A 13,407-nucleotide genomic window follows, 5' to 3' on the forward strand; every position below is an offset into this window, starting at 1 on the left:
AGTCCTTCTCAATACACTACATTAGTTCATTATTAGCAAAAGTCCTGTTACTGCGTATGAATTCCATAAAATATGAAAAAGGATCGGTACAACTAATGACTTTGTTAACTTATACAAAAGAACAAAAGCAAGACCCATTATGGTAGCAGATAACACGTGACCAGTATGAAGCAAACCAAATACTAACGAGGACACGATAACACCCACTATGAAGTGAAATTTTTTATCTAGAAATCCATGGAGGAAACCTCTATATATTATCTCCTCTTTGATTGGAGTAATAACAGTAAAAGCTAAATATAAGAGTACCGTATTCCACCACTGAAATGATATGTTATTAAGTCCAAAAGTATCTATCTGATCAGTTGCGTCTTCTAAATGTAGCACATCTATGAAGAGATATTGGCTTCCATAAACTACAATGAGTGCCGCAACCAAGTATAAGTAGGTTTTTCCCTGCTTCAAAGGACTGAATGAAAATTTACCTTTCAGAAAAATTCGTGCACTTTTAAATATTAGAAGGGCAATGACAAACGACGCAGCGTCTAAGTATAATAACCAATGACCTGATAGTACTTGATCGAGCAGATTACTGTTATTTACTGTATCAATAATTACAATTGGAATAGCTATAACTATTCCTAGAACAAAACTAGCTCCTAAATAAGTTAAAAAGAAAAGAACAATTTCCTTCCAACCAAATTGATAATTATTTTGTGGATTTGCATTCTCAAGATCATTTCTCTCACCCTCTAACTCTTTCTTATCTAATTCAAATTCATTTTCTTCCAAATTGATCACCACTTTCTCTTTAATAAATAATAATTTCACTATAACTAAGAAGTAAAAATTCATATAAGTTGGTGCCTTCTTAACTTAATGGTATCCTTGAATTATACTTTATACAAGTTCAATTTTTGAGGAGGTAATAAAATGAATCAGAAAACTTATCCACGTGCATTTTCTCATATTGGCATTTCTGTTCCAGATGTTAACAAAGCAGTTGAATTTTACAAAGAGGTGATGGGGTGGTATGTAATCATGGAACCTTCTGATGTAGTTGAAGACAACAGTCCAGTTGGTATCATGTGTAAAGATGTCTTTGGTCCTGGCTGGGGGAAGTTTCGTATTGCACATCTCTCAACCTCTGATGGTGTAGGAATTGAGTTATTTGAATTCAAAAATAACGAAAAGCCAGAGAATAACTTTGAATATTGGAAAACAGGTCTTTTTCATTATTGTGTTCAAGATCCTGATCTAGAAGGCCTTGTAGAAAAAATTAAAGAATATGGTGGCAAACAGCGTATGCCAGTCAGAGAATATTATCCAGGAGAGAAGCCTTATCGAATGGTGTACTGCGAAGATCCATTTGGAAACCTCGTTGAAATTTATAGCCATAGCTATGAATTAACTTATTCTTTAGGAGCTTATTAACGTAAAATTAATAGTAAAAATGAACACAAGCTTCCACTTTACAATAAAAGTGGAAGCTTGTTCGTTTATCTAGCCACACATTCTCAATAGCTAAAGAAATTATAATTTTTGAATTCTACATTAAATTCGCTTTAGTGGATATAGTGAACTCTCTTTCCAAGAAATATCCTTGCTATAAACAGGGTAACAATATATGGTTAACTTGTGGTTTTTTATGTATAATGAGAATGAATATCATGTACTATTTAAATACACTATACGAGGAGATAATAATTTATGAAACAAATGAATAATTATATTGATTCCTTATTCACCAATCAAGACGATCTTTTAGAAGATGTTATTTCATCCATAAAGGAAAATGGTATGCCTTCTATATCGGTTTCTCCATCATCTGGAAAACTCCTCACCATGCTAATATCCATTTCCGGGTCAAAAAACGTCTTAGAAATAGGGGCACTTGGAGGATTTAGTGGAATTTGTCTTGCAAGGGGTTTTGGTAAAGAGGGAAAATTAACTTCGCTAGAATTAGAGGAAAAGTTTGCACAACTTGCACATAGTAACCTATTTAAAGCTGGCTTTGGAAATCAGGTTTCTTATTTAACTGGACTAGCTATAGATAGCCTCGAAAAATTAGTTACAGATCAAAAGAAATTTGATTTTTTCTTTATCGATGCTGACAAACTAAATTATGAGAATTACCTTAATTACTCTATTAAATTGGCAGAACCCGGTGCTCTAATTGTAGCCGATAATGTGCTTGCTGGAGGTAGTGTGATGGACCCGGAAACAAAATCTAAACGTTATACTGAATTCATGAGAGAATTTAATAATACGGTAGCTAATCACCCTCTATTAGAATCTATACTTATACCAATTGGTGATGGGATGACCGTCTCCAGAGTAAAAAAATAAAAAGTGTTACGTTTTTATTAAAGTGGAAGAAGTCTGAAAGTCTAAAAACAATTTAAATTAATTTGTAAAAAGAAAAACTTGTTACCATACACGTTTTTCTTTTTACATATAATTTATTATAGTAAAGTTTTTTAAGGTTATATAATCTTTCACAAAAAAACTACCAAACACCAGTAAAGTGTGTGGTAGTCCATTAATTATTTTTTTCTGAACTATCTGCATAACAAATCTGATTTCGACCACTTTGTTTGGCTTTATAGAGAGACTTATCAGCCAGATCATACATTTGTTCAGGGCTATTAATATCATTTTCTAAATAAGCAACGCCAATTGATACAGTTATATGAAGAGGGTCAATTTTCTGATCCATGAAGAATTTGCGTTCTTGGATATTTAAATGAAAAGTCTCAATTAACTCTTTAACAGATAATCGATCTTTATTAGTAATCAGAACTGTAAATTCTTCTCCACCATTACGCGATACTACTTCATTTTGAAATGATTTCTTAAGTTCCTCTGCCAATCCCACTAACATTTGGTCGCCAACAAGATGTCCATGCGTATCATTAATCTCTTTAAAATGATCAATATCTATTATAGCAAGAGTTAAATTTCTGGTTGATGTGTTTTGGAACTTTTGAAATAGCTTTAAAATGATCATCTTAAAATAACGAACATTATACAATCCCGTTAAACCATCATTATAAGCTTTACGTTCAAGTTCTCTTTTATTATGATAGGAATTATACATATAGGAGATAAAATAAAAGATTAGTGCGCCTCCAGCAATTTCTATAGTTGCCCGTATTAATGTGAAATACAGATCGGTTTTTTGTGAAATCATTAAATATATTTGGAATATTACATTTAGAAGTAACCATATCTTCCACGGTTTCCAAGATAAAAATCGAAAAGTACCTGCGACAAGAATGGTGAAAAACAACATTTCTATCACATATGGTTCTATAAAAAAGAATGTATCTGGAGCAAGATCGAATTCGTTATGCGTCGGACCCATAAAATTGATACCATTACTATCAGACGATAAATTTAACATGGGATTAAAAGGATTATCTATAACCCTTTCGATAAGGTTTTTAATACTCAATGCTATAAATGTTGCTAGACTACCACCATAGACTCCTGCAATTAAAAATGTTGAACCACCTAAAAATATTGGACCCTGTTCAACAGATATAGCAATTGGAAATTGATAAAATAAAGATTGAATAAGTCCAAATCCTATCCCTAATACAATGTATTTGATGATTTTAGACTTTAAATGTGCGACAAATCTAAAATATAATTGAAAGAAGATAAACAGTGCTAGAAAATTCATCGATATGATTAATATTATTGATTCATACATTTTGTCTATCCTCACAGTTTTATAGTTACTTTTTATAACATGAACAGTATATCACGTTTAGATATTTTTCGACACATTTTTCAATACTGACTACTTTAATAAGTTTATAGCTAGAATTCATTAATTAACAGAACAAATACAGATACCAAGCCTACTTTTCCTATATTTGTTAAAAAGAGAAAGCCTCTATCCTAAGATAATTGCTTTCTCTTATTTACTAATTAACTACTACTGCAAATTTTCAGTAACATTTTATAGTTATTACGTACATCTTTTATTTTACATTTTATAACTTAAATTTTTCAATTAATTGTCTTAAATCATTAGATAGACTATTTAGTTGACTTGCACTAGATGAAACTTGCTCAATGGAATGATTTGTTTGTTGTACTGTTGCAGATGATTGTTCTATACCTGCCGCTGATTCCTCAGATACTGCTGCTATTTCTTCTATAGAGTTATTAATATTATCGCTATTATCTGATATATTATTTAAATTATCGGAAATCTGCTTAATTTCTTTTGTCATTCCTAAAAGCGAATCATTGATTTCTTCAAATGTATTCCCGGTGGTTAAAATTTTACTTCTACCATTCTCTACTTCCTTATATCCATTTTGTAATGATTCAGTTACCACTCCTGTTTCTTGTTGAATATTCGTAACAATTCGTGTAATATCTGCAACAGAAATGGAAACTCGTTCTGCTAATTTTCGCACTTCATCAGCTACAACTGCAAATCCTTTTCCTTGTTCACCTGCACGAGCAGCTTCAATCGCGGCATTCAATGCCAATAAGTTTGTCTGTTCAGCAATATCCTTAATCACACTAACTAGTTGAGATATTTCTTGTGATTGATTATCTAAACCGCTAACTTTTTCCACAGCTTCTTTTACGATGGAATCAATGACACCCATTTGATTTATAGAAGATTCCATTAAATTACTTCCTCGATTGGTTAAATCTATTAGTTGTTGTGAAGATTTATAAGCATTTCCACCACTATTATTTGCTTCTTTTATCTTGTTACTAAAATTAGCCATTGAATGCGATAGATCACTCGTTGTGTTTGCTTGGCTTTCAGCTCCAGAAGCCAATTCATCCATTGTAATAACTATTTGGCTACTTCCATCCTTAACGTTCGTTGAGCTATTCATTAAATCATTACTTTGAGCTGAAAGTGTCTCGGAAACATCATTAATTTGATTTAACATTCCTTTTATACTTTCATTTACTAGATTTGATGCCTTAATTAAGTCACCGATTTCATCCCTAGCATCTGTTTTCAATGGATCACCACTCAAATCACCATTTGACATTAAGTTCATGCGTTCTTTTAACTTAATAATTGGCTTCGAAATAGTATTAGGGATAATAACTGATAGCGCTATAACAATAACCAATATTGCCAAACCTAATACTATAAAACTATTTTTAGTTTCTTCTACGCTATTTAAAGCTATTTGACTACTTACTTCTACTTCTTGTTCTTTGGCTAATGCTAGTTGTCTATAAAATTCAAGAAACTCTTCAAGAAGTGGCTCAATTTCCTCACTTAATATTTGTTGAGCAACTACAGTATCTCCAGTTCTAATAGAAGGAAGGTATTCTTCATCAATTATTTGAAAGCTCTCTTCAAGATTACCAGCTATTTCAAGAGTTTCTGGGTCATCTGTAAGTGATACAACTACGTCTTTTGTTTGTAATGCAGATTGTCTCATACCTGCTAGCTTTTCTGGAATAGTTTCTTCCCCATCAATTAAATAACCTCTTAGCTCATTTTGGACACCGCGAACAATCATCGATACTTTCCACTCCGAAAGCGCCAGTGGAATTTCTTCATTCGCCATCTCCTCTGTTTGTTCTGACATTTCACTAATAGGTTTTACCAAATAAAGACCAAACCCAAAGACTAAAAGAGCAATCAGGAAAAATGAAGCAATTAATTTCGTTTTAATACTTTTAAATTTATACAGTTTTTTCATTTTATTATCTCCATTCACAGAAAATAGTTTTCTTTATCTTTAAAAAAATTGTCCATTTTAATTAATATAATGGAAGAAAAAAACTTAAAGAGATACCTAACTATATTTCTGTTATTTTTATTTACTATCCATAAGATATATATCGACAATATTCGACTTAAATTAAATGCATTATTTACAATCATAAATATTATTTTTTAGATGCATATATTAGAAAGAATATTACATAAGGTTATGGACAAATTACAGACAACCTTTTTAAAAACACGAACAATACCGTAATTTCAAGTGAATACATACTCATTCAAAATTACGGTATTATAAAGTTTAATATTTATTTTTATAGTAGATACCCTTTTAAAATCATGTTGAGATTTTGCGAATAAATGAGTAAGCATAATGTGTCCACCAAAGCAAAAGAATTGCTAGCACTAGATAAATGATTGTATATAGCCAAAAAGGAATTTCAACTACAAGTACTCCAAAGTAGTACAATGGCAAATCAATTCCATAAACCATAATAGGTGCAAGTAAACGCCAATATAGTTTCTTAAAACACAAAATTGCTACAACAAAAATCAGACCTTTCATCAAGCCCATGATCGATAAAATAAAAATGTCATCTCGATATACATTTTCAAAAACTCCTATTTCATAATGCCGAATTGTAGCTACAGACATGATGTACATCACAGTGCCTGCACAAGCCCATCCTTGCATCCACATTGACAAGAAAATTAACCATTTACCTCGCTGAAGAATGCGTAACCAGAGCTTCGTTAATGAACAAAAAGTTAATACGGAAATTAAAGTATATTCATATCTCCACCAATTTGTATGATAAATATTTAGCCATTCAAATAGCCATTCAACACCTACCAATGTTAAAGCAAAAAGAACACACCAGCGTACTCGAAGTTGATAAACGGCAGCCACTAAACCTAAACTGGGTATAATAAAAAAATTCGAAACAATTGCGCCTAGTGCATGATCGTAGTATTCTACAGACAGCACTTCAGGATTATAGACGTAACTATTTCCGATAATCATAACAAAGATCTCCGCTACATATACCATTCCAGAAAAACTCAAGAACAGTACAATAAATCCAAATTGTTTTTTATGAATGATTACTACGCTTAATAATATGAGGCTAATAATGATAAGGATAAAATAAGGAACGTAATTAGGCATTATATGGCTCCCTTTTTTTCCATTATCATTCCCCAGTGATCATTCCCATATTCAATAAAGAGTCGATGGTTCTAGAAGCTATATAAAATGTTGGGTCCTTCCACGTATTCGTTCTAATTCAAATTATTAAAAGGCACATTTCTTTAAATGAAATGTGCCTTTTATGTTATAAATATTGAATTATTATTACCTTATCTTTTTACTCTTTAACTTGTTCAAATAACCAGTCACGTACGGCTTCTAGGTTATAAGCATAATCAAAAGAATACATATGCTCGCTTGTACCAACTTCTACCCCTTCTGGTAGGACTGTTCCTAATTCAAAAGTTGCGAAGTTAATATCATTTCCTTCTGATAGAATACTCTCAATAGCAGCTGTAGATTCTTCAGCTGACCACGTAGCATCCAAAGTTGCTGTACTTATTGATGCTCCAGCGTTTTCTAAAGTAGTCAGAAGCTCTTCCTGTCCAGCAGATGCTTTTTCATCTCCTTCTGCAGCAATATAGAAGAAGTTTTGACTTGCTAACGGTTCAAGTGTGGTTACATCCCATTGACCAGATATAAAGAGTTCTCCAGCAAATAAATCGGGATATTCTGCACTTAAATACATTAATGTCATACAGCCCATGGATTGACCTGTCGCATATAGACGATCTTCATCAATACTATAACTTGATATTACAGAGTCTAACAATCTTTTTGTCATTTCAACATAGTCCGTCGTAGTATAACTACCATGGTCATCTATAATAGTTTCAGGATAGCTAGGCACCAGTACAAAGCTTTCATGTTTAGCCTGTTCTTCTTCAGTTGCCCAAATTAATCCACCATATCCTTGCGTTAATGACGCAGTTGCATCATCTCCAACGACACTAGAATCCGCAATAAACGTTACTAATGGATATGATTGGGATGCATCATAATTTTCAGGTGTATATAAATTATAGGTTAATGTTTCACCTGTTTCAGGATCAGTAAACTCAAGTTGCTCAAATTCTCCTTCTACTTCGGAAATCATGTCTTGAAGTAACGTATCACTACTTTTATCTACAGCTCCTCCTGCCATCATACCTTCTGGTGCTCCTTCAGGCATCTCACCCTCAGGCGGTGTGGTTTCCGTTGTTTCTTCCGTTGTTTCTTCCGTTGTACTAGTACTTGTTTCCTCTTCTTCAGTGCTAGAGCAAGCACTTAATATAATACATAGTGTTCCAGTTAGCATAAGACTTTTTAAAAATTTGTTTTTCATTTTTATTCCTCCATTTTTTTTAGAAAACATATATAGTCGAACATTACTTTAAACGCTCGTGTCAATTAGTTTTCAATTAATGTAATTAACTATATTTAGAATATAATTTAAATACCTTAAATTAACCTTAAAGGTGATAAAAGATTATAAGGGTTATCAAATAAAGAACGATTAGCCATTATAATTATGTATTTGCAAGAGAAAAACACAGAAGATTGCTATGAAATACCATGATTTTACTGCACATAATTTGATGAACATAAACGATTACATGATAAAGCTTGCATGTGCAAAAAAAAAACTTAATTTTATTTTTCTAAATGATATTAGGAAGTGAAGGAGCGTATGTTAAAAAGACTAAAGTAGCTAACTACTAACATTGGGAAACTATTACGGAGTAGAAGAGATTTTGAAAAGGTTTGGGATCAGAATCACACATCCACGGAGCAAAAGTACAGATAATTTTATCAAATGGTGGGGAACGAATTCGTTCAATGCTAGTGATACAATATATGTAAAATCTGAATTATAAAATTAGTAATCTATAAAGCAATGATAACTTCATAATCAAGTTATCATTGCTTATAATCATTAATTAAACCCTACAAGTTTCTGTGATAGTTTATATGCTTCCACCGAAATCTTACGTCCAGCAGGTCCTGGCAAATTAATTAAGCTTCCCATTATTCCGAATTTCAAGCTATGGTATAACTCGTTATCATTCTTTTTAATATATCTCCATAATTCTCTTTTTTTCTTGATATTTTCAACAGTCCCTGAACGAATTAGTAAAATTGCAGATACTACTGTAACGATTTCTAAATGCCTAAGCATATATTGGTACAGATTTTGATTCTTGATCAACTCCAGGTTAGCTTGTTCGATCATAAGTTTGTTAACTTTTATCTGTTGATCAATTCGTTTGATCATTATTTTTTCATGAACAGATTGGTCTTCTCGTCCAATAAAATACCGATAAAAATCTACATTAACATAATAGATATTGTTAACAAATTTTAATGGAGTAAAAACATATAAATTATCCACATAAAATGTGTGTTTAGGAAGCTTTAACTCACAATCTAGTAACAATTGTGTCCGATAGATAACAGAATGCATTAAAATATACTGACCTTTTCGAAAATGTTTAATATCATCCCAAGAGAAGACCATATTCTGGGGAAGTACGTTGTCATATTTCATAATCTTCTTATATTTAGCACCCTCTTTCTCATATACAAAGTTACTAATAATCAGGTCTACTAAATTATCATCAATTAAACATTTTAACACTTTCAATATTTTCATGTACGCTCTGATATCAACCCAGTCGTCACTATCTACTATCTTAAAATATCTGCCTGATGCATTTCGAATCCCTGTATTTACAGCTTCACCGTGACCGCCATTTTCCTGATGTATGGATTTAATGATAGTAGGATACTTTTTTGCATATTCATCGGCAATTTCAGCTGATCTATCAACAGATCCATCATTCACTATTAGTAACTCAACGTCTTCCCCTCCTGGTAATAGGGACTCTATGCAATATCTCATATAATCTTGTGAATTATAACAAGGTATAACTACTGATAATAATTTCATATTCACACTACCTTTTTATAACTTTTTTTCAGTCAATACTCTTAGCTTATCTCGAATTCATTCTTAAACACTAAAATTCGACTACAATTAAATTGTGCCGAATTTTAGTGTTTACTTATCTATAAACTCAACTTAAATAGCTTCATTACTTTCAATCACTCGTTTTTGTTTTTTCCTACGATTAATTACAAAGCCTGTTATTAAACCCAAAATAATAACAATATCAACAATGATTTGTACTTTTTTCCATGTTGCCATTTCATAGGAAATTGTAGTTCCAGGAATAATACCATTCATTGTATTACTATTAGCAACAGCATATAATATTCTGTGCGCTGATTTCCTTAAATCATTAACTGCTGTTACACTTTCCGTATCCTCAATCGTTTTGTTTGATGCAAATGTAATGTTGTAATCTGTTCCAGCAGCAATTCCTTGATTTACATACATATAATCATATAAATTAAAGTCACTAACAGCAACACCCTCAAATCCCCACTCATCACGTAGAACAGTCTGCATTAGTGCATGACTTCCACCAGCCCATGTAGAACCAACTCGGTTAAATGAGCTCATAATAGCTGTTGCAGCATTCATTTCTTTCTCATCTAAAACACCGTCATCATCAGCATGATACTCTAATGTCGTTTTTGAATTTTTAACTACCATCTCAAATGGTTTTAAATAGATTTCACGTATTGCTTGTTCGTTCGCCCATGTACTTACGCCATTATTTACTCGATTCGTTTCTTGATCATTTAATGCATAGTGTTTAATAAATGTAGTCAGACCTTTACTAGAAGTACCTTCAACAACAGCTTGCGCTATTTTCCCTGATAGTAATGGGTCCTCTGAATAATACTCAAAGTTTCTTCCAGCAAACTGATTACGGTGTAAGTTCAACCCTGGTGCATACCACCCGTTAACTCCAAGAGAAATTGCTTCATTACCGATCATTTGTCCCATTTGATAAAGTAAATCAGTATTAAATGTCGATGCCATAACCACTTCAGAAGTATATGCTGTACCATGTATATCACCCATGAATGCTGAGATACCTGCTGGACCATCAAGATCTACAGTAGCTGGCTTCCCGATGCTTTCAATAGGTTTTGTGTTATATGCACCATCCATTATTACAGATACAATATCTTCTGTCTTTACTTGGTCTAGAAGTAAGTCCCAAGCTGGATCGTCAAACGGTACACCACGTAAATTAATCAGTTGTAATCCATTTTCAGTATCCGCTGTTGGCATTTCTTCATCTAGATCTACATGCTCTGCAGCAACATATGGTTGGAAACCTTCAATTATTTGTTCGTCCGCCTTCATATCTTCTTCTGTAGGTGCTGTAGGGAAGGTTGTTGCTAAATCATTACGTGACATATTGAGAATTTTACCTTCTTCAGCGGTGTCAGTAAAAAGTCTATTTACATCATCAAATTGATTCGTAACTGCTACCACATCTGACGTACGTGTATTACTTTCATCATAAATATGTGTGTTATCTACTGTATAGACAATCGGTTCAATACCTTCTTTTAATTCATGCGAGTTGTTTTGAATAAGAATTTCATACTCACCTTCATCTAAAACATAGGATTTATTATCTTCATAATCATATGAAGCCATATCTTCTACTGCAATTATTACTGAAACAATTTCAGATTCTCCTGGAGCAAGTAATGATGTTTTTGCAAAGTCTCCTAATACCACTTCTGATTTTTCTATCCCACCTTCATAATATGGTGCTGAATAGTAAAGTTGAACAACTTCCTTACCAGAATAAGTATCACCTGTATTTGTAACTTCGACATCTACTGTTATCTCTCCATCTACATCCCCTAATTGTTGATCAACAACTTCCCAATCAAAAGTTGTGTAACTTAAACCATGACCGAAAGGATAGACAACAGCTTCATCATAGTCGATAAATCCTTCTTCTGCAGCTGTCTCATAGTAACGATACCCAATATAGACACCTTCTTCGTATTGGACAAAGAATGCATCTCCACTTGCATTTCTATCACTAATATTTGAATATTGATATGAACCAAAGTTCACAAATGTTGGATCTTTAGTGAAATCAGCAGGATAAATATCTGCCGTTTTACCGGACGGATTAACTGATCCATTTAAAATATTACCTAAAGCATTGAAACCAGTTTGCCCAGGTGAACCTACCCAAACAATAGCATCCACACCTTCATCTTCTTCTAAATCACCCATTTCCAGTGCAGCACTTGAATTAACTACCACAATAACATTTTCAAAGTTTTCCTTTGCTAATTCAATTGTCTCTCTTTCATCATAATTGAGCTCTAGCTGGTGTTGTCCTTCTTCATAATTTTTATCCCAACCCGCCATATCTGTGGTTAAGTCCCCTCCTTCGCCTCCACCACGACCGATAGATACAATTGCAGCATCAGAATAATTAGTAAAACTATCAATAGCTTCCTGTGTATAATTATCTACTGGCATTTCACCAATATAATAGGAAGAATCCTCTGGCCTATCCATGATAATATCAGCCTTTGGATTGTTGTACACACGCTTTTCGCTACCAGTACTGGTTAGCTCTGTTTCAAAACCTGCATATTCTTCTAAGACAGAATACACTTCTTCATTAATTTCAAATCCTGTATTCAATAAGCCTGTTTTCATGTCAACTACTGTGTCTAAAGATACTGATCCTGATCCAGAACCACCATATACAGGATCAGCTGAATTTCGCCCCAACAAAGTAACTTTTGATTGTTCTGCCATCGGTAAGACACCGTTATTCTTCATTAGGACAAAGCCTTCATTCGAAATCTCTTCTATCATTTCTTCAGAAGCACTAATTACCTCCTCTTCATTCTCATAATCTAAAGGATAATATTGGCTTTCCCATCCATCTGTTCCTTCAGCTTCATTGATTATAACGTCACCTCGACCTAAGTATAGGTTAGCGTGTGCCTCAAACACTTGAAGCAATAAATTTGCAGCAATTACTATTATAATAAAAACAGATAATAAAACCTTTCTAATTATTTTCCTTTTTTTCTTTATTGTCGGTTGTTGATTTTTTGAATTCATAAAAAAACCTTCCTTCTTTTATAATACTTTAGATATATTCATAAAAAAGAATAGCTATTTGTTTATGAAATTTGAGCATCTTCTTCGGGAACTTTCTTCATCACAATAAATTTTAGTACTGGATATATAATAATCACCTGTACCATGATGTTGATAGCGTTAGTAATATTAGTACCCCAGAAAGAGCCTACAACGCTTGATATTGGTCCTAAGACAAGTGTTGGTATATACAGACAAATGATATAAACAACAATAACTGTAAATAAATAGATAGGTATTGCTGCACCCAATTTATTATTAGAATTAAAAACCAGTTTACGTTGAACGACAAAATTCACACCTTGTGCAACAAAAAAACTAATTAAGAAAGAATAGAATGCTCCTAATCCACCATTTTCTGAGGTATAATTAAAAATCCAAAAGTTAAAATCTGTAGATGTCATAGATTTAAAGATTAAAGTCATACTAATGTTGAGAACTACGAAATTTGTAATTGTAGCAATATTACTTAATAGATTAAACATAATAAATTCATATAATTGTGCATGTTTTTCTCTAAAGTTACTTATCTGAGTAATAATA

The 13,407-nt window shown here is 32.6% G+C and carries 10 protein-coding genes; 2 read left to right on the forward strand and 8 right to left on the reverse strand.

From position 1 onward, the window contains the following. Window positions 1-21: 21 nt before the first annotated feature. Entirely contained in the window at window positions 22-855 is an 834-nt protein-coding gene (locus D2K62_RS07185; protein WP_112179806.1) for a CPBP family intramembrane glutamic endopeptidase, read from the reverse strand. 78 nt (window positions 856-933) lie between these two features. Between D2K62_RS07185 and D2K62_RS07190 the strand changes: the two genes are divergently transcribed. Beyond that, a complete protein-coding gene (locus tag D2K62_RS07190; RefSeq protein WP_112179805.1) occupies window positions 934-1,434 on the forward strand; it encodes a lactoylglutathione lyase family protein in 501 nt (166 codons plus the stop codon). A gap of 276 nt (window positions 1,435-1,710) precedes the next feature. Beyond that, window positions 1,711-2,349, forward strand: coding sequence for an O-methyltransferase (locus D2K62_RS07195; RefSeq protein ID WP_112179804.1), 639 nt, complete (start codon window positions 1,711-1,713; stop codon window positions 2,347-2,349). Between the two features lie 193 nt (window positions 2,350-2,542). Here D2K62_RS07195 and D2K62_RS07200 read toward each other — a convergent pair whose 3' ends face one another. From D2K62_RS07200 to D2K62_RS07230, 7 genes are all read right to left on the reverse strand, one after another. Then, a complete protein-coding gene (locus D2K62_RS07200) occupies window positions 2,543-3,718 on the reverse strand; it encodes a GGDEF domain-containing protein (protein WP_112179803.1) in 1,176 nt (391 codons plus the stop codon). A gap of 286 nt (window positions 3,719-4,004) precedes the next feature. After that, window positions 4,005-5,702 carry a methyl-accepting chemotaxis protein gene (locus D2K62_RS07205; protein ID WP_112179802.1) on the reverse strand — a complete coding sequence of 566 codons (1,698 nt, stop codon included), beginning with the start codon at window positions 5,700-5,702 and terminating at the stop codon, window positions 4,005-4,007. A gap of 363 nt (window positions 5,703-6,065) precedes the next feature. Next, on the reverse strand, window positions 6,066-6,896 hold the full coding sequence (locus D2K62_RS07210; protein ID WP_112179801.1) for a hypothetical protein: 831 nt from the start codon (window positions 6,894-6,896) through the stop codon (window positions 6,066-6,068). Between the two features lie 199 nt (window positions 6,897-7,095). Further along, window positions 7,096-8,142: a carboxylesterase family protein gene (locus D2K62_RS07215; RefSeq protein ID WP_157967851.1), complete on the reverse strand. Its 1,047-nt coding sequence runs from the start codon at window positions 8,140-8,142 to the stop codon at window positions 7,096-7,098. 591 nt (window positions 8,143-8,733) lie between these two features. Continuing rightward, a complete protein-coding gene (locus D2K62_RS07220; protein WP_112179799.1) occupies window positions 8,734-9,747 on the reverse strand; it encodes a glycosyltransferase family 2 protein in 1,014 nt (337 codons plus the stop codon). A 132-nt stretch (window positions 9,748-9,879) separates the two neighbouring features. Further along, window positions 9,880-12,825 (reverse strand): beta-glucosidase, encoded by a 2,946-nt coding sequence (locus D2K62_RS07225; protein ID WP_117161157.1) that lies wholly within the window; start codon window positions 12,823-12,825, stop codon window positions 9,880-9,882. Window positions 12,826-12,887: 62 nt separating this feature from the next. Further along, on the reverse strand, window positions 12,888-13,349 hold the full coding sequence (locus tag D2K62_RS07230; protein ID WP_198663139.1) for a hypothetical protein: 462 nt from the start codon (window positions 13,347-13,349) through the stop codon (window positions 12,888-12,890). Window positions 13,350-13,407: the final 58 nt, after the last annotated feature.

Origin of the sequence: Paraliobacillus sp. X-1268, from assembly GCF_003426095.1 — a bacterium.
Classification (GTDB): Bacteria; Bacillota; Bacilli; order Bacillales; family Amphibacillaceae; genus Paraliobacillus_A; species Paraliobacillus_A zengyii.

Coding starts and splice junctions, on each gene's coding strand:
- D2K62_RS07215 (WP_157967851.1), bottom strand. CDS start 8,142: ATGAAAAACAAATTTTTAAAAAGTCTTATGCTAACTGGAACACTATGT.
- D2K62_RS07230 (WP_198663139.1), bottom strand. CDS start 13,349: ATGTTTAATCTATTAAGTAATATTGCTACAATTACAAATTTCGTAGTT.
- D2K62_RS07225 (WP_117161157.1), bottom strand. CDS start 12,825: ATGAATTCAAAAAATCAACAACCGACAATAAAGAAAAAAAGGAAAATA.
- D2K62_RS07195 (WP_112179804.1), top strand. CDS start 1,711: ATGAAACAAATGAATAATTATATTGATTCCTTATTCACCAATCAAGAC.
- D2K62_RS07205 (WP_112179802.1), bottom strand. CDS start 5,702: ATGAAAAAACTGTATAAATTTAAAAGTATTAAAACGAAATTAATTGCT.
- D2K62_RS07210 (WP_112179801.1), bottom strand. CDS start 6,896: ATGCCTAATTACGTTCCTTATTTTATCCTTATCATTATTAGCCTCATA.
- D2K62_RS07200 (WP_112179803.1), bottom strand. CDS start 3,718: ATGTATGAATCAATAATATTAATCATATCGATGAATTTTCTAGCACTG.
- D2K62_RS07185 (WP_112179806.1), bottom strand. CDS start 855: ATGAATTTTTACTTCTTAGTTATAGTGAAATTATTATTTATTAAAGAG.
- D2K62_RS07220 (WP_112179799.1), bottom strand. CDS start 9,747: ATGAAATTATTATCAGTAGTTATACCTTGTTATAATTCACAAGATTAT.
- D2K62_RS07190 (WP_112179805.1), top strand. CDS start 934: ATGAATCAGAAAACTTATCCACGTGCATTTTCTCATATTGGCATTTCT.